A 21,615-nucleotide genomic window follows, 5' to 3' on the forward strand; every position below is an offset into this window, starting at 1 on the left:
CGGGGCACCGACGGGCAGCTCTGCCCGTCGGAGGGTGTGACACTCCAGGAACGGCCGTCTGCATCGGTCGCCCTATCGCTCGCTTCGCTGGTGGCTGTGCCCGGCCGGCGGCGGCTGTTGCCGCACCGCTTCTGTACTCGGGCACATCTGAGGAGGGGTCCTTGGCTCGACAGGGCCAGCGCCAGTCGGCGAACCGTCGCACACCTGCACGCAACCAGCGCCGCGGACGTGCTCTCGACAACGAGGGCATCATCCCGGTGCTCGCCCGCGCGGTGCGCGAGGTCGAGACCGCCGTGCAGCGACGCCAGGTGAACGACGGCACGCGCACCAAGTTCCAGGTCGTCGCCCTGCTGGTCCGCGAGGAGCGGGCTGCGGTCAAGGCCGACACCGAGGCGACCGAGGCGCACCGCGCCGACCAGCTCAAGCGGCTCGACGGCATCGCCACGATCCTCGCGAAGACCGCCGCGGTGCAGCCCACGCTGCTCGCGCTGCTCGCCGAGGACGCCGAGGTCTCCGACGAGGCCCGCGAGCTGCGCCGCCGGATGCTCACCCAGGGTGGCGTGGAGGTGCCGGTCGAGGAGGTCGTCGAGCCCGAGACCACCGACCCCACCGCCCTGATCGCCACCCGGCGCAAGGTCCCGCCCTCGGTGATGGCCCGCCAGCTGGCCAACCCGTTCCTCGTGCCCGACTTCGACGCCGTCCAGGCCGGCAGCGGGCGCGCCCGCCGACTCGCCGGCTGGGAGCTGCTCGGCCCGCTGTTCCGCTCCTTCGAGTACGCCAGCAACGGCGTCTCGTGCATGCCGCTGCCCGAGCCCGAGAAGGTCCGGCTCCCGGCGGGCCGCGAGCTCATGCGGCACCAGGCCCAGATGGTCGCGGCCGCCGCCGACGGCCACCGCACGTTCCTGCTCGCCGACGAGCCCGGCCTCGGCAAGACCGCCCAGGCGCTGCTGGCCGCGCAGGCCGCCGACGCGTACCCGCTCCTGGTCGTCGTCCCCAACGTCGTCAAGATGAACTGGGCCCGCGAGGTCGGCCTGTGGACGCCCGACAAGACGGTCAGCGTCATCCACGGCGACGGCGAGGACGTCGACGGCTTCGCCGACATCTTCGTGGTGAACTACGAGATCCTCGACCGCCATGTCGGCTGGCTGGGCAACCACGGCCTGCGCGGCATGGTCGTCGATGAGGCGCACTTCATCAAGAACAAGTCGTCCCAGCGCTCCCAGAACGTCCTGCAGCTCTCGGACCGGATCCGGAGCCGCTTCGGCCGCCCGCTGCTGATGGCCCTGACCGGCACCCCGCTGATCAACGACATCGAGGACTTCCAGGCGATCTGGGAGTTTCTGGGCTGGATCGACGAGAAGTTGCCGCTCGGCGCCCTCATGGACGCCCTCGAGGAGACCGGCCTGACGCCGGCCGACCCCGGCTTCTACCCCAACGCCCGCAAGGCGGTCGTCGACCGTGGCATCGTGCGCCGGCGCAAGATCGACGTCGCCGCCGACATCCCGGCCCGCCGGGTCGCCGACCTGCCCGTCGAGCTCGACGACGAGGTCGGGCGCTCGATCCGCGAGGCCGAGCGCGAGCTCGCCCGCCGGCTCGTGGAGCGCTACGAGATGGCGCTGGCCACCCGCAAGGAGGGCCGCACGGTCGAGGGCATCGACCACGAGCTCGTGCGCCGCGTGGCGACGTGGGAGCGCGAGGACATGGACACCTCGACCGGCGAGAACGTCTTCAGCATGATGCGCCGGATCGGCCGGGCGAAGGCCGGCCTCGCGGCCGACTACGCCGCGCAGCTGGCCCGCTCGGTGGGCAAGGTCGTGTTCTTCGCCAAGCACATCGAGGTCATGGACGCCGCCGAGGAGCTCTTCGAGGCCCGCGGCCTGCGCTACTCCTCGATCCGCGGTGACCAGACCACCGCGGTCCGCCAGCGCAACATCGACGCGTTCACGGGCGACCCCGAGGTCGCCGTCATCGTGTGCTCGCTCACCGCTGCCGGCGTCGGGGTCAACCTCCAGGTCGCGTCGAACGTCGTCCTGGCCGAGCTGTCGTGGACCGACGCCGAGCAGACCCAGGCGATCGACCGCGTCCACCGGATCGGCCAGGAGGAGCCGGTGACGGCGTGGCGGATCATCGCCTCGCAGACCATCGACACCCGCGTCGCCGAGCTCATCGACAGCAAGGCCGGCCTGGCGGCCGTCGCGCTCGACGGCTCCGACGAGGAGGTCGGCTCCTCGGTCGACATCCAGCTCGAGGCCCTGGTCGCGCTGCTCACGGCGGCGCTGGAGGAGAAGCTCGAGGCCACGCGGCAGACTGGTTGAACCCGCCGGGCCTCCCGGCCGTGACACGGGTGGGAGGTGAGATGGCCCCGAGAACGGACCAGAGCCCGGCGGCGACGATGACCCGGCTGCACGACGAGCACGCGGCTGCGTTGTGGGGCTACTGCCTCCGGCTGACCGGCCACGACCGCGCGCGGGCCGAGGACGTCGCGCAGGAGACGTTCCTGCGTGCCTGGCGGAGCCTGCCGAGGCTCGACGAGTCGGCCGGCTCGGTGCGCGCGTGGCTGTTCAAGGTCGCGCGCAACATCGTGATCGACGACTGGCGGACCAAGCGCTCGCAGCGGGAGTACGCCGTCGCCGAGGTGCCCGAGGCCCCGGCCGAGGTCGACCGGACCGACCAGCTCCTCGTCTCCTGGGTGGTCGCGGACGCGCTCACCCGCCTCTCGCCGGAGCACCGCGCCGTGCTCGTCGAGTGCTACTACCAGGGTCAGTCGGTCGCCGAGGCGTCCCGCCGGCTCGGCGTACCGGAAGGAACCGTGAAGTCCCGCACGCACTACGCACTCCGCGCCCTGCGGCTCGCCCTCGAGGAGAACGGGGTGGTCGCATGACCTGCGACCTCGCCCAGCTCGACGGCGCCTACGTCCTCGGTGCGCTCGCACCGGAGGAGCGGCTGGCGTTCGAGCGTCACCTGCCCACCTGCCCCGCCTGCTCGGCCGCCGTCCGCGACCTCGCGGGCCTGCCCGGGCTGCTCGGGCAGGTGTCGCCCGAGGTGGTGAGGTCGCCGCCGGAGCCCGAGCCCGTGCCGGAGACCCTCCTGCCCGCACTCGTCGCGGAGGTACGCCGGGAGCAGCATCAGCTGCACCGCCGCCGCTGGGTGGCCGGTCTCGTGGCGGCCGCCGCGGTCGTCGTGATCGGCCTCGGCGCCGCCCTGGCGGTGACGCGTGACGGCCAGCCCGCGCCGGAGCCGCCGGAGCCGCCGGTCGCGGTGCAGCCGATGGTGCCGATCGACCAGGACGCCGTCGAGGCGTCGGTCGCGCTCACGTCGGTCGCGTGGGGCACCCGGCTCGACCTCACGTGCAGCTACGACGTGCCGAGCGCGGGCCACTCCTACGAGCCGCCGGTGTACTCCCTCGTGGTCCGCACCGCCGACGGGACCGAGCAGGTCGCCACCTGGAAGGGCCTGCCCGGCAGGACCATGCACCTGACCGGCGCGACCGCGCTGACGACCGACGAGATCCTGTCCGTCGAGGTCCAGGACGCCGACGGGCGCCCGCTGCTGGAGCTCACCGGCTGAACGCGTCGAGCACCTCGTCGCGGACGACGTCCATCGGCCATACCGGCGCGGTGCCGTCGGGGTGCAGCCCGGGCTGCCAGTCCCAGCCGCCGATCCGCCGGATCACGGCCGGGTCGCGCGCGATCACCGAGACCGGCACGTCGTGCCCCGGGTCGGGGCCGGTCACGTAGGAGTGCGGCTGGTGGTCGCCGAGCACGAGCACGACGAGGTCGCGGCCGCGGTACCGCGCGAGCCAGGAGACCAGCGTGTGCAGGGAGTACTCGATCCCGCGGCCGTAGCGGTCGACGACGTCGTCGAGCGTCTCCTCCGGCTCCGTGAGCACCGACCCGTCGCCGACCCGGTCCCACGCGACGGGCGCGGGCGGGGGCGTCCACGGGTGGTGGCTGGAGACCAGGTCGACCTCGGCGAAAACCGGGCCGAGGATCGGGTCGCCGGTCAGCTCGCGCCGCTCGAGGTCCGCCAGCGTGTACTGGTCGGGCACCGGCGCGTAGCCGAACTCCGGCCCGGCGTACCCGACGTTGCGAGAGTCGTAGAGCTGGTCGAACCCGTAGAACGCGGCCCCCTCGGGCCAGTCGCGGGTGTTGGCCGGGACGTCGAAGACCGTGCGCCAGCCGGCGTCCTCGAAGGCCGAGGTCAGCGTCAGCCGGTCGGCGGCCATCAGCTGGTCGTAGCGGCCCTGGCTGTCGACCCACAGCCCGGACTGGAGCGTCGAGTGGGCCAGCCAGCTGGCCGCGCCGAACGTCGGCGAGGTCAGGAACCCGCTCCGGGACTGCCACCCCGCGGCGTCGAGCCGCCGGGTGCCGTCGTCGACGGTCGCCACCACACCGGGCAGGTCGAGCGCCGTCCGGCCGTAGGACTCCACGAAGACCACCAGGACGTCCTTGCCGCGCAGCCCCTCCAGCCGCAGGGGTACGCCGGCGTACGGGTCGGCCGCGATCTCGGCCGCGAACGAGCGGCGGTCGGCGAGCTCAGCGCGGGCGTGCCGCACCTCGTCGTAGGCCAGCCCGGCGGCCCCCGTCGAGCCGACGGGTGCCAGCGGGGCGAGCACGCAGACCGCGAGCAGCGTCACCGCCGGTCGCCGGTGCCGGGCCAGGGCGCCGCTGGCGCGGACCGTCGCGAGCGGCAGCACCACCAGCAGCGCGGCCACGACCACCGCGGCCCCCACCGCGGTCGCGACCGCGGCGGCGTCGCCGATCGAGTCCCCGAGGACGCCGATGCCCGGCCCGAGGTAGGACCAGTCGGCGACCGGGTCGAAGGGCCGGTCGAGGAACGTCTCGAAGCCCACGTCCATCGCCCGCACCACGCCGAGCAGCGCGAGCAGGACGCCGAGGACCGCCGCCGCGGGTCGCCGGCCGCGGGGGAGCAGCGCGACCGCGGCCAGCACGGCCGCGGCGCCCGGGACCTGGGCGAGGTCGCCGGGCGAGGCCGGCAGGACCAGCGCCACCCAGACCGCGCCGGCCGCGACGAGCGTGACGCCGCCGCCCGCCGGGTAGGGCACCTCGTCGCCGTGCCGGCAGCGCCACAGCCACCACACGTCGCGGCCGAAGGACTCCGCCAGCAGGGCGAGCGCCACCAGCAGCGCCACGGTGGCCAGGGCGGTGGGCACCAGCCCGGAGACCGCCACCGCGAGCACGATGCCCTGGACGGCGGCGACCACCTTGCGCCAGTAGCGCGGCGGCACGGGCTTGCGCAGCCACGGCAGCACGCGCTCGGCGAGCCAGAGCAGGTAGCGCGCGAGGCCGATCAGCAGCACCCAGGCGCCGTGCTCCGGCACGGCGTAGGCGCTGAGCACCAGGATGAGGAACGCGTCGGTCTCCATGTCGAAGCGCGCCCCGAAGTCCGACACCGTGCCGGTGCGCCGGGCGACCTGCCCGTCCACCCAGTCCAGAGCCAGCGCCACCACGACCAGCACGAGACCAGCACCGTCCGGGCCGGCGACCGCGACGGTCACGGCGAGCAGGGCTCGCGCGAGCGTGATCGCGTCGGCGGGACGGTGAACCAGCGGCACGGCGCCTCCGTGTAGGGGGTGTGACCAGTCGTACGGAGCCGCGTCTCCCGGAGTTCACCGGCGCGTCCACGGCGCAGGCCTTCTGGGTACGGGAGCCGGGCAGCGGCGAGATCCGCCCCGAGCCGCTGCCGGAGCCTGGGCCCGGCGAGGTGCTGGTCCGCTCGCTGCACTCCGGCATCAGCCGCGGCACCGAGGCGCTGGTCTTCCGCGGCGGCGTGCCCGAGAGCGAGTGGCGGCGGATGCGCGCGCCGTTCCAGGGCGGCGACCTGCCGGGCCCGGTGAAGTACGGCTACCTCAGCGTCGGCCGGGTCGAGGCGGGACCGGCGGATCTGCGCGGACGGACCGTGTTCTGCCTGCACCCGCACCAGACGGCGTACGTCGTCCCGACCTCCTCCGTCCTCGCGGTGCCCGACGGCGTGCCGGCCCGGCGCGCGGTGCTCGCCGGCACCGTCGAGACCGCTCTCAACGCGCTGTGGGACCTCGCGCCGCTCGTCGGCGACCGGGTCGCGGTGGTCGGTGCCGGGATGGTCGGCTGCAGCGTCGCCCGGCTGCTCGCGCGCCTCCCCGAGCTCGAAGTGACGCTGGTCGACGTCGACCCCTCGCGGGCCGCTGTCGCGGAGCGGCTGGGCGCGGGCTTCGCGACGCCGGACCGGGCCGAGGGGGGCAGGGACGCCGTCGTGCACACCAGCGCGACGGGCTCCGGACTCCAGCGCTCGCTGGACCTGCTCGCGCCGGAGGGGACCGTACTCGACCTGAGCTGGTACGGCGACCAGCGGGTCGACCTCGCCCTGGGGGGTGCCTTCCACGCGCGGCGGCTGGCGATCCGCTCCAGCCAGGTCGGCGTCGTCGGGGGTCGGTCGCGGCGGACCCACGCGGACCGGCTCGCGCTGGCGCTGCGGCTGCTGCGCGACGAGGCGTTCGACGCGCTGCTGACGGGGGAGTCGGCCTTCGCGGACCTGCCGGACGTGATGGCCCGGCTGTCGAGGGGCGAGCTGGCGGCCCTGTGCCACACCATCACCTACGAGGGGGCCTGGTGTTCACGGTGACCGTCCGCGACCACATGATGATCGCCCACAGCCTCCGCGGCGAGGTCTTCGGGCCGGCGCAGCGGCTGCACGGGGCGACCTACGTGGTGGACGCGGCGTTCTCCGGGCCCGAGCTCGGTCCCGACGGGATCCTCCTCGACATCGGCGCCGCGACCGGCCTGCTCCACGAGGTGCTCGGCGAGCTGACCTACCGCAACCTCGACGACGACCCGGCGTTCGCGGGCGTGAACACCTCGACCGAGGTGCTCGCCCGCGCGGTCGCCGACCGGCTCGCCACGCGGGCCACCGGGCTCGGGCCGGTGGCCCGGGTAGTGGTGACGCTGCGCGAGTCCCACGTCGCGTGGGCGAGCTACGAGAGGGCGGTGTCACTGTGAGGGCACTGTGAGGGCACTGTGAGGGCACTGTGAGGGCACTGTGAGGACACCGTGAGCGGGAAGGTCCACCTCGTCGCGCCGCCGTGGCTCGACGACCCCCGCCGGCCGAGCGGCGGCAACGTCTACGACCGGCGGGTCGCCGACGCGCTCGGCGCCGAGGTGCACACCACCACGAACACCGTGCCGCGGGGAGCGACCGTGCTCGTCGACGCGCTGCTCGCCTCGCCGGCGCTGCTGGCCGAGGTGGGTCGGCTGCGCGTGGTCGTGCTCGTGCACATGCCGAGCGGCGCGCCGTGGGAGGGCCGGGTGCTGCGCGCGGCCGCCGGTGTGGTGACCACCAGCCGGTGGGCGCGCGACCACCTCGTCGCCGCCCACGGACTCGAGCGGGTCGTCGTGGCCGAGCCGGGGGTCGACCCCGCCCCGGTCGCCCCCGGGTCGGTCGACGGGCGCGCGCTGCTCAGCGTCGGCGCGGTCACCGCCCTCAAGGGGTACGACGTGCTGGCCGCCGCGCTCGCGCTGCTCGACGACCTGCCGTGGGACTGCCGCGGCGTGGGGTCGACCGCGCTCGATCCGGACCTCGCCGACCGGGTGGGCCGGAGCGTCCGGCTGACCGGCCCGCTGAGCCGCGCCGCGCTCGACGCGACCTACGCCGAGGCCGACCTCCTCGTGCTGGCGTCCCGCGCCGAGACCTACGGCATGGTCGTCACCGAGGCGCTCGCGCACGGCGTGCCGGTCGTCGCCACCCGCGTCGGCGGCGTGCCCGAGGCGCTCGGCGACGGCGGGGTGCTGGTGCCGCCGGGCGACCCGGTCGCGCTCGCGGCCGCCCTGCGCCGGTGGCTCACCGACCACGAGCACCGGGCCGCCCTCCGCGCGGCGGCGCGCGACCGCCGTACCTCCCTGGCGGGGTGGGACCGCACGGCCGGCCTGGTGGCGGGGGCGCTGGAGGCGGCGCGATGAGGTGGCTGCGGATCGGTGTCGGCCTCGGCGTGCTGGCCGCGGTCGGGTGGTGGGTCGGGCCGGCGCCGTTCGTCGACGCGGTCCGGTCCACCGGGCCGTTCGCGATCGCGGCCGCGCTGGCGGTCACCGCGGTCACGACCCTCGCGTGCGCGTGCCGGTGGCGGGCGCTGGCCCACGTGCTCGGGGTGGAGGTGTCGCTGCGCGAGGCGGTGGCGGCGTACTACCGCTCGCAGTTCCTCAACGCCACGCTGCCGACCGGCGTGGTCGGCGACGTGCACCGCGGCTACCGGCACGGCGCGCTGCCGGTCGTGGCCGACCGGGGGACCGGGCAGGCCGTGCAGGTCGCGGCGGCCGGTGCCCTGCTCCTGGCCGGCCCGGCGCCGTGGGCGGCGGCGGTGCTCGGCCTCGGTGTGGTCGCGGCGCTCGTGCGGTGGCCCCAGGTCGTCGGTACCTCGATCGTCGCGGCCGCGGGCCACCTGGTCGTGTTCCTCGTCGCGGCCCGCGCCGCGGGCACCGCGGCGTCCCTGACCGACCTGGTGCCGCTCGCACTGCTGGTGCTCGTCGCGGCCGCGATCCCGCTCAACGTCGCCGGATGGGGCCCGCGCGAGGGCGTCGCGGCGTGGGCGTTCGCCAGCGCCGGCCTGGGGGCCGCACAGGGCGCCACCGTCGCCGTGCTCTACGGCGTGCTCGCGCTCGTCGCGGTCCTGCCCGGGGGTCTGCTGCTCACGAGAGGGGTGGTCGCCCGTGCCTGAGCCCCGACCCGAGCCCGACCGTCCCTACACGCTGCTCAGCTGCGGCGTCTCGCTCGACGGCTACCTCGACAGCGCCGGCGACGAACGGCTGATCCTCTCCAACGACGCCGACCTCGACCGGGTCGACGGCGTCCGCGCCGGCTGCGACGCGATCCTCGTGGGCGCGACCACCGTGCGCAACGACAACCCGCGCCTGCTCGTCCGCTGCCCGGACCGGCGCCGCGACCGGATCGAGCGCGGCCTCGCCCCGGACCCGGTCAAGGTCACCCTCACCTGCCACGGCGACCTCGACCCCGCCGCCGCGTTCTTCACGACCGGCGAGGCCGAGAAGCTCGTCTACACCCCGTCCTCCCACGTGCCGCTCGCCCGGGCGCGGTTCGGCGCGGTCGCGACCGTCGTGGACGGCGGCCGCCGGGTCTCGGTGCGCCGGCTGGCCGAGGACCTCGGCACCCGCGGCGTCCGCCGGCTGATGGTCGAGGGCGGCGGGACCCTCCACACCCAGTTCCTCGCCGAGGACGCCGCCGACGAGCTCCAGCTGGTGGTCGCGCCGTTCTTCGTCGGCGACGCCAAGGCCCGCCGGTTCGTCGACGACGGGCCGTTCCCCTTCGGCCCCGACCACCCCGCCGCGCTCGCCGAGGCCCGCCGGATCGGTGAGGTCGTGCTGCTGCGGTACGCCCTCTCGCCCCGCTTCGCCGACGACCAGGAGTCCGCATGAGCGTCACCGTCCGGACCTCGATCACCGTGCCACTGCGTCTCCACGGCTGGTCCGGCGTCGGCGAGGTGACGACCTTCGACGGGCTCGCCGACGGCGCGGAGCACCTCGCGATCCGGCTCGGGTCGCCGGGCGCCGTACCCCTCGTCCGGCTGCACTCGGAGTGCCTCACCGGTGACGTGCTGGGCAGCGAGCGCTGCGACTGCGGACCCCAGCTGCACGAGGCGGTGCGCCGGATCTCGGCCACCGGCGGCCACCTCCTCTACCTGCGCCAGGAGGGACGCGGTATCGGCCTCTACGCCAAGCTCGACGCCTACGCGCTCCAGGACCGCGGCCTCGACACCTACGAGGCCAACCTCGCGCTGGGGTACGCCGCCGACGCCCGTGACTACACCGCCGCGGCCGAGATGCTGGCCGCTCTCGGGGTCGAGCGGCTCGCGCTCCTGACCAACAACCCCGACAAGGTCGACCAGCTCCGCGCCCACGGGCTCGAGGTCGACCTGGTGCCGACGGCGGTCCACGTGGCGCCCGCCAACGCCCGCTACCTCGCCGCCAAGTCCAGCCGGGGCCACCTGCTGACCGGCGGGATGGGCCCGGCGGTCACGACCGCGATCGCACCGGGTCCGGAGCGGCGGGGACGTCTGCACGCGAGCGGCTCATCCAGATGACCGCGACGATCGCCACGAGGAGCTGGGGGAGCAGGTAGCGCCCGGACACGGCGAGCAGCGCGAGCGAGGAGACGAAGGCGACGACGGCGCCGCGCCGCACCCAGCTGCCGCGCGGCAGCAGCCTGACGGCGGCGGCCGTGCCGACGACGTACACGATCGCGAACGCGCCGGTGACCAGCAGCATGGTCTCCTCGATGGCGATGCCGGTGACCGCGATGCCGACGAGCGTGCCGAGCGCGCCGCCGGTCACCACCACCAGCGAGCGACGCGGCACCTCGCCCGCGGTCGAGCCGTGGGCGAACCAGACCGGCAGCGAGCCGTCGCGGCCGAGCGCCGCTCCGAGCCTGGCGCTGCCGGCGAAGTACGCGTTCATCGCGCCGACCGAGAGCAACACGGCCACCACGGTGGTGACACCGCGAGCGGGCTCACCGAAGCCGAGCACGAGCAGCTCGGAGAGCGGCGCCTTGCCGGCGCCGCTGCCGAGCACCGCGACGGTCGCGAACGCGACGCCGAGGTACATCACGCCCATCACGACCAGGGCGATCACGGTCGCGCGGCCGAGGTCGCGCGCCGGGTTCCGGTATTCCGAGGACAGCGAGGTGACGACCTCCCAGCCGGCGAACGCCCAGATGAGCAGGGCCGCGGCGGTGCCGATCGCGGCCCAGCCGTGCGGAGCGAACGGCGTGAGGTTGTCGGTGGTGGCGTGGGGGAGCGACACCACGGTCGCGACGAGGAGCAGCGCGGCGAGCGTGCCCGCGATGGCCAGCTGCACGCGGCCGGAGACCCGGATGCCGTACCAGTTCATCACCGCGACCACGACGATGAGCGCGGCGGCCGTCAGCAGCTGGGTCTGCCGTCCGCCGCCGGTGCCGTCGGCGACGTACGCCCCGGCGAAGCCGGCCGCTGCCGGGGCGCCGAGGGGGATCGCGAAGTAGAAGCACCAGCCGACGACGGTGGCCGGCCGGGCGCCGAACGCCCGGCGCGTGTAGGTCGAGACGCCGCCCCCGTCGGGGTAGCGGGCGCCGAGCGCGGCGAACGTCGTCGCGAGCGGCACCGACAACGCGACCAGCAGCAACCACGCCACCAGCGAGGCGGGCCCGGCCTCGTGCGCGGCGAGCGCCGGCAGCGAGATGACGCCGGTCCCGAGCACCGCGCCGAGCGTGAGCGCGGCCCCCTGGGGCACGCCCAGACCGCCGGTCGAGATCGGGTCGTTCGGCGGCAGCGGGTCGGGGGTCAGCGAGCGGGTCACGGGCGTCAATCTAGGGCCCGCCCAGCTCGTGCCGCGCGCCGATACGACCCGGTCGTCGGGCCTGTGTCGTCGGGCCTGGTCGTCGGGCCTGTGTCGTCGGGCCTGCGTCGTGGACCGGTCGGCGGCCTACCGCTTGGCCCGGACCGCCCTCACGCTGATCGTGAACGGCGCGTTGTTGTCGCGGGCCTTGCCCTGGCACGACCACGACGTCCGGTGCCAGCAGGAGAAGCGGGTCGAGGCGTTCACGAGCACGACCTTGGCCCACGTCACCTGGGTGCCGTTGAAGGCGATGGTCTTGGTGCCCGTGCCCTTCCTCGACAGACCGATCGGGGTGCGGACGAGGCCGTTCTTGCGCTTCACGACGAGGTACGCCGCCGGCGCGGTCCGCGGGCCGGGGCCGTCGATCGCGATCCGCAGCTTCCAGCGCTTGCCGCCGAGGCCGTCACCGGGCCGCACGACGTAGTTGCGCGAGGCCATGTGGTCGATCCGCGTGGCCGCGCTCTGCCGGGGTGCGTCCTTGGTCAAGGTCCAGGAGGCGGTCGCCGGGGCCACCGGCCACGTCGCGCCCTCGGGGTAGCTGCGGCCGGGCACCGTGTTGGCGGCCGAGAACTTCCGGAACACGTCGGTGAAGCCGCCGCGCTTGCCGCTGAGGACGGTCTTCACGGCCTTGGTGGAGTACTGGTAGCCGGAGCCCTGGTAGGCGCCGGCCCGCGACCAGATCTGCCGCACGATGCCGGTGCCGAAGCGGTTGCTGAGGTACTCGAAGAACGTCCAGTTGCCGTACTGGTTGAAGCCCTGCCGGTTGAACGTGTCGAGCGGGCGGGACGGGTTCCCGACCTGTCCGTACGGGAGGTACTGGCGGTTGTCGTTGACGTCGTCGGCGAACCGCTCCTCCATCCACGTCGCGGTCGCCTCCATCAGCCACGGGTCCTCGCCGTAGTCGTAGGCGAACTGCACCGCGTGGAAGAACTCGTGCGCGGCGGTCACGCGGAGGCTCTGCATCGGCGGGGCGCCGTACTGCGCCTCGGCGAAGTCGTTGTCGAGCACGCAGTAGCCGGAGGCGAGCCACTTGTGGCCGCGGACCTTCCGCTCCGGCGTGCAGTAGCCGTAGATGCCGCGGTCGCCGAGCTCCTTGAGGTAGACGTCCAGCTTGGCGTTGCCGCCGCGCTTCTTGTCTCCGATGGGCTTGCGGTAGCCGAGCTGGCCGACCTCGGTCTTCCAGACCTTGCCCATGATCTTGAGGTTGGTGTTCACCCAGGCCCGGCTCGGCGGGGCGTCCGCGGTGGACTCGACCCAGTGCACGCAGACCTTCTTGCCGCACTTCCGCTCGGAGGGGACCGTGTAGCCGTCGCCCACCGGGTCGGCGTCACCGTCGGTCGGGCGGGCGAAGATATCGCGTGCCGTACGCCGGTCGGAGGCGCTGAGCGACGGCATCGCCTTGAACAGCTCGCGCATCGCCAACGAGAGGTCGGTCTGCTCCCCGGTGGTGCGCTCGAGGAGCCCCTGCACGGTGGAGAGGGCGCGCTCCGGGGTGACCGGCGTGACCGGTGTGTCCGGCTCCTCCGCGCTCCCGCTTCCGGGACTCGACAGCACCAGGGCCGCGGCGACGGCAGCGACGACGAGCGAACGACGCATCTTTCTCCTCGAGAACGAAAGGGGTGTGTCGGGCGGATCCGCCTCGCGGGGAGAGTGCCCGCTCGGCGGGTGGGCCGAAACCCTGCCCGCTGGGGTCAGGCGTTGCCGGAGATCTTCTCGATCAGGGCGGTCGTGGAGATGGCCGGGGTGCGGGGGAGGTAGACGACCTCGCAGACGTCGCCGAACTCGTCGAAGCGCCCCGCCCAGTCATCGCCCATCACGAGCACGTCGGCGCCGTACTCCACGATGTAGTCGCGCTTGAGCTCGAGGCTCTCCTCGACGAACACCTCGTCGACCGGCTTGAGCGCGGCGACGATCGCGAGCCGCTCGGCCTGGCTGAAGACGGGCTCGCGGCCCTTCTTGCGCAGGTTGAGCGCGTCCGCCGAGACGCCGACGACGAGCCGGTCGCCCAGCGCCGCCGCCCGCTCGATCACCCGGAGGTGCCCGACGTGGAACACGTCGAACGTGCCGAAGGTGATGACCGTGCGTGACATGCGGCGCATTCTGGCATGTGGCCGCGTAGGCAAGACTGGCGGGCGATGAACCAGCCCACCTCGATCGCGATGATCACGTCCAACCCGGCCGCGGACGCCGTACGCCGCCAGGGACTGCGCCGGATGCGCACGCTCGCCGTGTCGCTGCTGCTGCTCGCCGCGGCCGTCTACCTGCTCACGCTCGACCAGGACGGCTTCCTCGGCTTCGTCAACGCCGGAGCCGAGGCCTCCATGGTCGGTGCGATCGCGGACTGGTTCGCGGTGACCGCGCTGTTCAAGCACCCGCTGGGGCTGCCGATCCCGCACACCGCCCTGATCCCGAAGCGCAAGGACGAGCTCGGGCGCGGGCTCGAGGAGTTCATGGGGGAGAACTTCCTCCAGGAGGGGATCATCCGCGACCGCGTCGCCGCGGCAACGCCGTCGCTGCGCCTCGGCCGGTGGCTGTCCTCGCCCGAGCACGCCCACCGCGCCGTCGACGAGGTGGCCGACATCGCGGTGGCCGCGCTGAACCGGGTCCGCGACGAGCACGTCGAGGAGCTGTTCCGCGACGCCCTCGTGCCCCGCTTCCGCGAGGAGCCGATCTCGCCGCTCCTCGGGTCGCTGCTGGAGGAGACCGTCCGCGACGACCTGCACCATGGGCTCGTCGACCTCGGCCTCACCGAGCTGCACCGCTGGCTGGTCGAGAACCCCGAGACCGTCTCGGAGATCCTCGGCGAGCGCGCGCCCTGGTGGGCTCCCACGCGCCTGAACGAGGCGGTCATCGGCCGCCTGCATCGCGAGCTGGTCGAGTGGGTCGGCGACATCCGCGACGACCCGCGCCACCACGCCCGCCAGGCCCTGGACTCGATGCTGGCCCAGCTCGCCCAGGACCTCCTCACCGACCCCGCCGCCCAGGAGCGCACCGAGCGCCTCAAGGAGCGGCTGCTCGACCACCCCCAGGTCCTCGCCTCCTCCGTCTCGCTCTGGAACGCCCTGCGCCGTTCGCTGCTCGCCTCCCTCCAGGACCCCACCGGCGCGGTCCGAGCGCGCCTGCTGGCCGAGCTGTCGTCGTTCTCCTCCCGCCTGCTCTCCGACGGCGCCTTCCGTGCGCGTCTGGACGGCCTCGCCGCCGACGCCGCCGTCTACGCCGTCGACCGGTACGGCAGCGAGCTCACCACGGTGATCACCCACACCATCGAGCGCTGGGACGGCAAGGAGGCCGCCCGCCGGATCGAGCTGCACGTGGGCCGCGACCTCCAGTTCATCCGGATCAACGGCACCATCGTCGGTGGCCTCGTCGGCGTTCTCATCCACGCGGTGACGGTGCTGGTGAACTGACGGCCGCGTCCGCCCGGACGTCATACGAGCTGGTCGTCCCGGCAGCCGCCTCGTATGACGTCCCGCGCGAGTCAGGCAGCTGGCGTAACGCCGACGGCACCTCGCGACAGGTAGAGGGCGTCACACCCTCCCCGCATCTCGGAGGACTACATGTTGCGCGCCCTCGCACTCCCGATCGCCTCGATCTTCGCCCTCGGCGCCCTGTCGGCCGGCCCCGCCGCCGCCGACGACGCGCCGGCGCCGAGCGACCCGTGCGCCAAGGAGCAGGCCCAGTACGACCGGGCCAGCGCCAAGTACGCGGAGTTCCAGGCCAAGCACCAGGAGCACAGGACGAAGAAGAACCAGAAGGCCAAGAAGGCACAGGCCCAGCGCGTGAAGGCGGCGGAGGCCCGCCTCGACGACTGCCGCGCCGATAACCGCGATAACCGCGATAACCGCGATAACCGCGAGAACCCCGAGAACCCCGAGACCGCTGCAGCCTGATCGGTCACACCCGGTCCAGCACCGCTGCGAGTGGGGGAGGCGCGTTCCCCGAGGGGAGTGCCTCCACGAACAGGGCCGCATAGCGCGCCTTGCGACCCGCTCCGCCCAGGAAGCGGTGCAGCAGCGCCTCACGGGACCATCCCCGCTGTGCGGGCATCCCCGTGAGGCGTTGCAGCGACCGGAGCTCCCCGGCGGCCGCGACCACGGCCTCCGCGGCGTCGGCGCCGAGGGCGCGGATGAGCTCGTCCTCCAGGTCGGCATCGCAGGCGAAGAACCCGTCAGCCGGTACGCCGGCGGCCGCGAGTCCGCGCACCACGATCGGCTCCTCCGCCGCGTCGTACAGTCCCGTCAGGGGCACCCCGAGGCCGTGTGGTCCGTACCGGAGCGCGAAGGAGCGGACGTTGGTGACACCGCCCATCGCGACCACCTCGACGCCCTCGGCCTCGAGGTCGCGGCCGCGCCGCCGCGCGAGGGTCTCGATCGCCACGCGGTCGCTGTGCCCTTCGACGAGGACCACCGCCTGAGGGGAGAATGGGGCCATGGCTGAGCCCTTCGACGTACCGATCCGCGACGAGTCCATCCGGCTGGGCCAGTTCCTGAAGCTGGCCAACCTGGTGGAGACCGGCGCGGAGGCGAAGCCGCTGATCGCGGCCGGGATGGTGCGGGTGAACGACGAGGTGGAGACCCGTCGGGGCCGCCAGCTCGTCCAGGGCGACGTGGTGCAGGTGGCCGGGCAGGCCGCCCGGGTCGCCGAGGACGGCGCTCCGGACAACCTGCCCTGGTGATCTGCCCCGGTGATCTGCCCTGGTGATCGGGCGGGTGGCGTCAGGAGACGCCGAGCAGGTCCACCACGAAGATCAGCGTCTCGCCCGGCTTGATGACGGCGCCGGCGCCGCGGTCGCCGTAGCCCAGGTGCGGCGGGATCACGAGCTGCCGGCGGCCGCCGACCTTCATGCCCTGCACCCCCTGGTCCCAGCCGGAGATGACCTGGCCGACGCCGAGCCGGAACTGCAGCGGCTGGCCACGGTTGTAGGAGGCGTCGAACTCCTCGCCGGTCGAGTGCGCGACGCCGACGTAGTGCACCGACACCGTCGAGCCGGCGGTCGCCTCGGCGCCGTCGCCCTCGGTGATCTCCGTGACGACGAGGTCAGCGGGCGGGTCGAAGTCGGGAAAGTCGATCTCGGGCTTGTCCATACGCCCACCCTAGGTCACGCCAACTGACAAGATTGCGCCCGTGACGTCCTCGCGTATCGACCCCGGCCTGCTCGCCGGGCTCGCCGTGATCGCGGCCCTCGTCGTGCTCTCGATCGTGACGCCGGCCCATCTGATCGCGGTGTTCGCGGCCGGCGCGATCGTGGCGAGCATGCTCACGACGGCCCGCCGTACGGCGTACGTCGCGATCGTCGCCACCTCCTGCGGTGTGCTCGCGCGCCTGTGGGATGACACCACCAATACCGTCGACTTCCTGGTCCGCGTCCTGCTGTGCGCCCTGCTCGGCGTCGTCGCCGTCCAGGCGGCCGCACTCAGCGAGCGGCGCGAGAGCCGGCTGCGCCGCATGACCGTGATCGCGGAGACCGCGCAGCGCGCCGTGCTGCGCGCCATCCCGACCGCGATCGGCTCCGTCGGCCTGTCCGCGCGCTACGTCTCGGCGTCGGCGGAGGCCCTGGTGGGCGGCGACCTCTACGAGGTCGCGGCCACGCCCTTCGGCGTCCGCGTGATCGTCGGCGACGTCCGCGGCAAGGGCCTCGAGGCCGTGCAGACCGCGGCCGCCGTGCTCGGCGCGTTCCGCGCCGCGGCGTTCACCGAGCCCGACCCGGCCGCGCTCGCCCGCAGCATCGACGAGACCATCACCCGCTTCATCGGCGACGAGGAGTTCGTGACGGCGATCGTCGGCGAGTTCCACGGCGACAGGGTCATGCTCGCCAACTGCGGCCACCACCCGCCGCTGCTCGTCCACGACTCCCAGGTCGCCGAGGTCGACACCGGAGAGCCGACGGTGCCGCTGGGCATGGGATCCGCGCCCGCGATGACCGAGCACGCGTGGCCGACCGGCGCGCGGATGCTCTTCTTCACCGACGGCCTGGTCGAGGCGCGCGACAGGTCGGGGGAGTTCTTCCCGCTGGACGAGTTCGCCGCCGAGCTGGGCGAGGGCTCGCTCGAGGACGCGCTCGACCACCTCGTCGAGCGCCTGCTGGAGTACGCCGGCGGCCGGATGAACGACGACCTCGCCCTCGTCCTCGCGGAGAGCGAGAGCGCCCGCTGAGTCCGCTCAGCTCCGGTGGACGTAGTTGTCCAGCTGGTCGCGCTCGAACTCCAGCTGGCCGATGCGGTGCTTCACCACGTCGCCGATGCTGATGATCCCGACCAGCCGGCCCTCGTGGACGACCGGCACGTGCCGGATCCGGCGCTTGGTCATGATCGTCATCAGGTCGTCGAGAGGGGTGTCCTGGTCGCAGGTCTCCACGACCGCGGTCATGATCGCCCGGACGTTGTTGTTGACGACCGTCCCGTCGTGGTGGAGGTGGCGCACGACGTCGCGCTCGCTCACGATCCCGTCGACGGACTCGCCGTCGGAGCTGACGATCAGGGCGCCCACGTTGTGCTCGGCGAGGAGCGCGAGCAGCTCACGCACCCCGGCGTCCGGCGCGATGGTCACGACCTCGCGACTGGGCTTGGCCTGCAGCACGTCACCGATCCGCATGCTGTGACCGTACTCTCAGTCGCGCCGCCGGTCACGCAGATCGGAGACGGAGCCCGGACCGGTCCGGCGGACGTCGGGGTCGTCATCGTCGTCGGGGAGCGTCCCGAGGAACGACAGCACGGCCTCGTGCAGGTGCCCGTTGGTCGCGAGCGCGTTGCCGCCGAACGGCCCGTCGGCGCCGTCGAGCGAGGTGAACCGGCCACCGGCCTCGCGCACGATCACGTCGAGCGCGGCCATGTCGTACACCTCGAGCTCCGGCTCGGCGGCGATGTCGACCGCACCCTCGGCGAGCAGCATGTAGGACCAGAAGTCGCCGTACGCCCGGGTGCGCCAGCAGCGGCGCATCAGCGTCAGGAAGTCGTCGAGCCGGTCGCGCTCGTCCCACCCGTGCAGCGACGCGTAGGACAGTGACGCGTCCTCGAGCCGGCGCACGTCGGAGACCTGGCAGCGGCTCGCCTTGAGCAGCGACCGCCCGGTCCAGGCGCCGTTGCCCGCCGAGGCCCACCAGCGGCGCTGGAGCAGCGGCGCGGACACGACGCCGAGGACGACCTCGTCGTCGACGACGAGCGAGATCAGCGTGGCCCAGACCGGCACGCCGCGGACGAAGTTCTTGGTGCCGTCGATCGGGTCGATCACCCACCGGCGCTGGCTGTGCCCGGTCGATCCCTGCTCCTCGCCGGTGATGGCGTCGCGGGACCGGACCCGCGAGAGCGTACGGCGGATGCTCTCCTCGACGGCCTGGTCGGCGTCGGTCACCGGGGTGAGGTCGGGCTTGCTCATCACGTGCAGGTCCAGCGACCGGAACCGGCTCTCGGTGATCGAGTCGGCGTCGTCGGCCAGCACGTGCGCGAGCCGGAGATCGTCGGTGTAGTCAGTCGACACACCGCCACCCTATTCACTGAACGGACCGGCGTGGTGGACCGTGTACCTGTCATGGAGATCAACGGCCTCCCCCTGCACCCCCTCGTCGTCCACGCAGCCGTCGTCTTCGGCCCCCTCGCGGCGGCCGCGGCGCTCGCCTTCCTCGTGCCCCGCTGGCGCGATCGGATGCGCTGGCCGATGCTCGTGCTCGCCGTCCTCGCGACCGGCGCGCTCGTCGTCGCGTACTACTCCGGAGGCGACTTCCTCGACAGCAAGCCCGAGCTCGAGTCGAGCCCCCTGGTCGAGACGCACGAGAAGCTCGGGGGGCAGCTGCTCTGGGTCAGCCTGGCCTTCGGGCTGGTCGCGATCGTCGCCGGCCGGCTCCACTCCCGCACGGGTGCGCTGCGCGTGGTGATCGACGTGCTGCTCGCGGTCGTGGCCGTCGCCCTGCTGGTGTGGGTGGCCCGCACCGGCGAGGCCGGCGCCCGCGCGGTCTGGGGCTAGTAGGCCGGCTCGCTCCGGGCGGCGAGCAGCCGGCGGAACGACTCGACCCGCACCAGGTCGGCCTCGCCCCGGGCGACCGCCTCGTCGAGCCCGCACTCCGGCTCGTCCGCGCCGTGCGTGCAGCCCCGCGGGCAGTCCTCGGTCATCTCGTCGAGGTCGGGGAACGCCTCGATCAGGCTCTCCGGCTCCACGTGCGCCAGCCCGAACGACCGGATGCCCGGGGTGTCGACGATCCAGCCCGCCTCGTCGGGCAGCTGGAGGAGGTACGCCGAGGTGGAGGTGTGCCGCCCCCGGCCGGTCACCGCGTTCACGTGCCCGACGTCGCGGCCGGCGTCCGGCACGAGGGCGTTGACCAGCGTGGACTTGCCGACGCCGCTCGACCCCAGCAGCACGCTGGTCCGCCCGTCGAGCCGCTCGCGCAGCTCGGTGAGGTCGCCGCCGCGCTGCGTGACGACCCACGGGACGCCCAGCGAGCGGTAGGTGGTCAGTAGCTCGTCCGGCGCGGTCAGGTCGGCCTTGGTGAGGCAGAGCAGCGGCTGCATCCCGGCGTCGTACGCCGCCACCAGGGCGCGGTCGATCAACCGCGGCTGCGGCTCGGGGTCGGCGAGCGCGGTGACGACGACGAGCTGGTCGGCGTTCGCGACGATCACGCGCTCGACGGGGTCGTCGTCGTCCGCGGTGCGCCGGAGCACGGTCCTGCGCTCGGTGACCTCGACGATCCGCGCGAGCGAGCCGTCCTGGCCCGAGGTGTCGCCGACCACGCGGACCCGGTCACCCACGACGACGCCCTTGCGGCCCAGCGGCCGGGCCTTCATCGCCATCACCGTGCGGCCGTCGAGCAGCAGCGTGAACCGGCCGCGGTCCACCGTGACGACGACGGCGTCCTCCGCGTCGTCGTAGGTGGGGCGCTCCTTGGTGCGGGGACGGGTACGCCGACGGGGACGGTCGTAGTGCTCGACGTCCTGGTCGGAGTACCGCCCGGTCACTGCGCTGGGTCCTCTGGAGTGACCAGCCCCGACCAGAATCCCGCGAAGTCGGGGAACGTCTTGCCGGTCGTCGCGATGTTCTCGATCTCCACCCCCTCGACCGCCGCGCCGACGATCGCGCCGGCGTGGGCCATCCGGTGGTCGGCGTAGGTGTGGAAGACCCCGCCGTGCAGGGGTGCGGGGTTGATGGTGAGGCCGTCGGGGTGCTCGACGACGTCCGCACCGAGCCCGGTGAGCTCGGTGGCGAGCGCGGCCAGCCGGTCGGTCTCGTGGCCGCGGATGTGGCCGACGCCGCGCAGGTGCGACGGCGCCTCGGCGAGCGCGCAGAGGGCGGCGACGGCGGGCGTGAGCTCGCCGACGTCGTGCAGGTCGATGTCGATGCCGAGGAGCGTGCCGCTGCCGGTGACCCGCAGGCCGTCGCCGGTGAAGCCGACCTCGCAGCCCATCGCGGTCAGGATGTCGCGCATCGCGTCGCCGGCCTGCGTGGTCTCCCGCGGCCAGTCGCGCACGGTGACCGAGCCGCCGGAGACCGCGGCCAGCGCCAGGAACGGCGCCGCGTTGGACAGGTCCGGCTCGATCAGGTGGTCGACCGCGCGGATCGGGCCGGGGCCGACCGCCCAGCGGTTGGCGCCGGAGTCGTCGACCTCGACGCCGTGCTCGCGCAGCATCGCGACCGTCATGTCGATGTGGGGCAGCGAGGGGACTCGCCCAGAATCCGCGCCTCGCCCGTCGTGGCGCACGTCGACGCCCTCGTCGTACCGCGCACCCGCCAGCAGCAGCGCCGAGATGAACTGCGAGGACGCCGAGGCGTCCACGACCACGGTGCCGCCGCGCACCGAGCCGGTGCCGTGCACCGTGAAGGGCAGCGCGTCACCGGGCACGTCGACGCCGAGGCCGCGCAGGGCGCCGAGGATCTCGCCGACCGGCCGCTTGCGCATGTGCTCGTCGCCGTCGAAGGACACGGCCCCGCTGGACAGGCCGGCGATCGGGGGCACGAACCGCATCACGGTGCCGGCCAGCCCGCAGTCGACCTCCGCGTCGCGGTCGAACGCGCCGGGCGTGACCGTCCAGTCGTCGCCGGAGGTGTCCACGGGGGACCCGAGCGCGGTCAGCGCGGCTGCCATCAGCGTGGTGTCACGTGACCGCAGTGCTCGGCGGACGACGGACGGGCCGTCGGCGATCGCGGCGAGGACCAGCGCCCGGTTGGTGAGCGACTTGCTGCCGGGGAGCGTGACGACCGCGTCGACGGGGTGGTTCGCGTGCGGCGCAGGCCAGGGATCGAGGAGGTCGCTCACCGCCGC

The 21,615-nt window shown here is 73.7% G+C and carries 24 protein-coding genes; 14 read left to right on the plus strand and 10 right to left on the minus strand.

Annotated features, from left to right (window positions below; genetic code table 11):
- Positions 1-161: 161 nt before the first annotated feature.
- From ACYQ0U_RS03240 to ACYQ0U_RS03250, 3 genes are read left to right on the plus strand one after another with little or no spacing between them, the layout of a single operon-like run.
- Complete coding sequence (locus ACYQ0U_RS03240; RefSeq protein WP_459969331.1) at positions 162-2,315, plus strand: DEAD/DEAH box helicase; 2,154 nt, start codon at positions 162-164, stop codon at positions 2,313-2,315.
- Between the two features lie 41 nt (positions 2,316-2,356).
- The gene (locus tag ACYQ0U_RS03245) at positions 2,357-2,881 is read left to right on the plus strand and encodes a sigma-70 family RNA polymerase sigma factor (protein ID WP_459969333.1); all 525 of its coding nucleotides are present in this window, start codon (positions 2,357-2,359) and stop codon (positions 2,879-2,881) included.
- A complete protein-coding gene (locus ACYQ0U_RS03250) occupies positions 2,878-3,567 on the plus strand; it encodes an anti-sigma factor family protein (RefSeq protein ID WP_459969337.1) in 690 nt (229 codons plus the stop codon). The genes ACYQ0U_RS03245 and ACYQ0U_RS03250 overlap by 4 nt, the downstream gene beginning before the upstream one ends.
- Here the strand turns inward: ACYQ0U_RS03250 and ACYQ0U_RS03255 are convergent.
- On the minus strand, positions 3,557-5,575 hold the full coding sequence (locus tag ACYQ0U_RS03255; protein WP_459969340.1) for a CDP-alcohol phosphatidyltransferase family protein: 2,019 nt from the start codon (positions 5,573-5,575) through the stop codon (positions 3,557-3,559). The genes ACYQ0U_RS03250 and ACYQ0U_RS03255 overlap by 11 nt on opposite strands.
- A 20-nt stretch (positions 5,576-5,595) precedes the next feature.
- Between ACYQ0U_RS03255 and ACYQ0U_RS03260 the strand changes: the two genes are divergently transcribed.
- The 6 genes from ACYQ0U_RS03260 to ACYQ0U_RS03285 are packed head-to-tail and all read left to right on the plus strand — an operon-like array spanning position 5,596 to position 10,084.
- Positions 5,596-6,621 (plus strand): zinc-dependent alcohol dehydrogenase, encoded by a 1,026-nt coding sequence (locus ACYQ0U_RS03260; protein WP_459969342.1) that lies wholly within the window; start codon positions 5,596-5,598, stop codon positions 6,619-6,621.
- Positions 6,609-6,995 (plus strand): 6-pyruvoyl trahydropterin synthase family protein, encoded by a 387-nt coding sequence (locus ACYQ0U_RS03265; RefSeq protein ID WP_459969344.1) that lies wholly within the window; start codon positions 6,609-6,611, stop codon positions 6,993-6,995. Before ACYQ0U_RS03260 ends, ACYQ0U_RS03265 begins: the two co-directional genes overlap by 13 nt.
- 51 nt (positions 6,996-7,046) lie before the next feature.
- Entirely contained in the window at positions 7,047-7,952 is a 906-nt protein-coding gene (locus tag ACYQ0U_RS03270) for a glycosyltransferase family 4 protein (RefSeq protein WP_459969347.1), read from the plus strand.
- A complete protein-coding gene (locus ACYQ0U_RS03275) occupies positions 7,949-8,704 on the plus strand; it encodes a lysylphosphatidylglycerol synthase domain-containing protein (RefSeq protein ID WP_459969350.1) in 756 nt (251 codons plus the stop codon). The genes ACYQ0U_RS03270 and ACYQ0U_RS03275 overlap by 4 nt, the downstream gene beginning before the upstream one ends.
- Positions 8,697-9,419: a RibD family protein gene (locus ACYQ0U_RS03280; protein ID WP_459969352.1), complete on the plus strand. Its 723-nt coding sequence runs from the start codon at positions 8,697-8,699 to the stop codon at positions 9,417-9,419. Before ACYQ0U_RS03275 ends, ACYQ0U_RS03280 begins: the two co-directional genes overlap by 8 nt.
- Complete coding sequence (locus tag ACYQ0U_RS03285; protein ID WP_459969355.1) at positions 9,416-10,084, plus strand: GTP cyclohydrolase II; 669 nt, start codon at positions 9,416-9,418, stop codon at positions 10,082-10,084. Before ACYQ0U_RS03280 ends, ACYQ0U_RS03285 begins: the two co-directional genes overlap by 4 nt.
- On the opposite strand, the gene ACYQ0U_RS03290 is transcribed toward ACYQ0U_RS03285, so the two are convergent.
- The 3 genes from ACYQ0U_RS03290 to ACYQ0U_RS03300 all read right to left on the minus strand — a co-directional run bounded on the left by ACYQ0U_RS03290 (position 10,017) and on the right by ACYQ0U_RS03300 (position 13,462).
- The gene (locus ACYQ0U_RS03290) at positions 10,017-11,333 is read right to left on the minus strand and encodes an APC family permease (RefSeq protein ID WP_459969358.1); all 1,317 of its coding nucleotides are present in this window, start codon (positions 11,331-11,333) and stop codon (positions 10,017-10,019) included. The genes ACYQ0U_RS03285 and ACYQ0U_RS03290 overlap by 68 nt on opposite strands.
- A gap of 126 nt (positions 11,334-11,459) precedes the next feature.
- On the minus strand, positions 11,460-12,968 hold the full coding sequence (locus ACYQ0U_RS03295; protein WP_459969361.1) for an MXAN_6640 family putative metalloprotease: 1,509 nt from the start codon (positions 12,966-12,968) through the stop codon (positions 11,460-11,462).
- Positions 12,969-13,063: 95 nt separating this feature from the next.
- The gene (locus ACYQ0U_RS03300; RefSeq protein ID WP_459969363.1) at positions 13,064-13,462 is read right to left on the minus strand and encodes an FAD synthase family protein; all 399 of its coding nucleotides are present in this window, start codon (positions 13,460-13,462) and stop codon (positions 13,064-13,066) included.
- A gap of 45 nt (positions 13,463-13,507) precedes the next feature.
- Here ACYQ0U_RS03300 and ACYQ0U_RS03305 point away from each other — a divergent pair, with 45 nt between their 5' ends.
- A complete protein-coding gene (locus tag ACYQ0U_RS03305; protein WP_459969365.1) occupies positions 13,508-14,779 on the plus strand; it encodes a DUF445 domain-containing protein in 1,272 nt (423 codons plus the stop codon).
- A gap of 150 nt (positions 14,780-14,929) precedes the next feature.
- Entirely contained in the window at positions 14,930-15,262 is a 333-nt protein-coding gene (locus ACYQ0U_RS03310; RefSeq protein ID WP_459969367.1) for a hypothetical protein, read from the plus strand.
- Between the two features lie 4 nt (positions 15,263-15,266).
- On the opposite strand, the gene ACYQ0U_RS03315 is transcribed toward ACYQ0U_RS03310, so the two are convergent.
- Positions 15,267-15,779, minus strand: coding sequence for a TOPRIM nucleotidyl transferase/hydrolase domain-containing protein (locus tag ACYQ0U_RS03315; protein WP_459969369.1), 513 nt, complete (start codon positions 15,777-15,779; stop codon positions 15,267-15,269).
- A 22-nt stretch (positions 15,780-15,801) separates the two neighbouring features.
- Between ACYQ0U_RS03315 and ACYQ0U_RS03320 the strand changes: the two genes are divergently transcribed.
- Positions 15,802-16,047, plus strand: coding sequence for an RNA-binding S4 domain-containing protein (locus ACYQ0U_RS03320; protein WP_459969371.1), 246 nt, complete (start codon positions 15,802-15,804; stop codon positions 16,045-16,047).
- Positions 16,048-16,087: 40 nt separating this feature from the next.
- On the opposite strand, the gene ACYQ0U_RS03325 is transcribed toward ACYQ0U_RS03320, so the two are convergent.
- Positions 16,088-16,456 (minus strand): FKBP-type peptidyl-prolyl cis-trans isomerase, encoded by a 369-nt coding sequence (locus ACYQ0U_RS03325; RefSeq protein ID WP_459969373.1) that lies wholly within the window; start codon positions 16,454-16,456, stop codon positions 16,088-16,090.
- Between the two features lie 40 nt (positions 16,457-16,496).
- Here ACYQ0U_RS03325 and ACYQ0U_RS03330 point away from each other — a divergent pair, with 40 nt between their 5' ends.
- The gene (locus tag ACYQ0U_RS03330) at positions 16,497-17,525 is read left to right on the plus strand and encodes a PP2C family protein-serine/threonine phosphatase (protein ID WP_459969374.1); all 1,029 of its coding nucleotides are present in this window, start codon (positions 16,497-16,499) and stop codon (positions 17,523-17,525) included.
- A 6-nt stretch (positions 17,526-17,531) separates the two neighbouring features.
- On the opposite strand, the gene ACYQ0U_RS03335 is transcribed toward ACYQ0U_RS03330, so the two are convergent.
- Positions 17,532-17,963, minus strand: coding sequence for a CBS domain-containing protein (locus tag ACYQ0U_RS03335; RefSeq protein ID WP_459969376.1), 432 nt, complete (start codon positions 17,961-17,963; stop codon positions 17,532-17,534).
- Positions 17,964-17,978: 15 nt separating this feature from the next.
- Positions 17,979-18,845: a histidinol-phosphatase gene (hisN, locus tag ACYQ0U_RS03340; RefSeq protein ID WP_459969378.1), complete on the minus strand. Its 867-nt coding sequence runs from the start codon at positions 18,843-18,845 to the stop codon at positions 17,979-17,981.
- A gap of 51 nt (positions 18,846-18,896) precedes the next feature.
- On the opposite strand from hisN, the gene ACYQ0U_RS03345 reads away from it, so the two are divergent.
- Positions 18,897-19,328, plus strand: a complete 432-nt coding sequence (locus ACYQ0U_RS03345) for a DUF2231 domain-containing protein (RefSeq protein WP_459969380.1) — start codon at positions 18,897-18,899, stop codon at positions 19,326-19,328.
- Here the strand turns inward: ACYQ0U_RS03345 and rsgA are convergent.
- The gene (gene rsgA / locus ACYQ0U_RS03350; protein ID WP_459969382.1) at positions 19,325-20,314 is read right to left on the minus strand and encodes a ribosome small subunit-dependent GTPase A; all 990 of its coding nucleotides are present in this window, start codon (positions 20,312-20,314) and stop codon (positions 19,325-19,327) included. The genes ACYQ0U_RS03345 and rsgA overlap by 4 nt on opposite strands.
- Positions 20,311-21,609, minus strand: coding sequence for a 3-phosphoshikimate 1-carboxyvinyltransferase (gene aroA, locus ACYQ0U_RS03355; RefSeq protein WP_459969386.1), 1,299 nt, complete (start codon positions 21,607-21,609; stop codon positions 20,311-20,313). Before aroA ends, rsgA begins: the two co-directional genes overlap by 4 nt.
- Between the last annotated feature and the right edge of the window lie 6 nt (positions 21,610-21,615).

This window comes from Nocardioides pyridinolyticus (assembly GCF_054653575.1).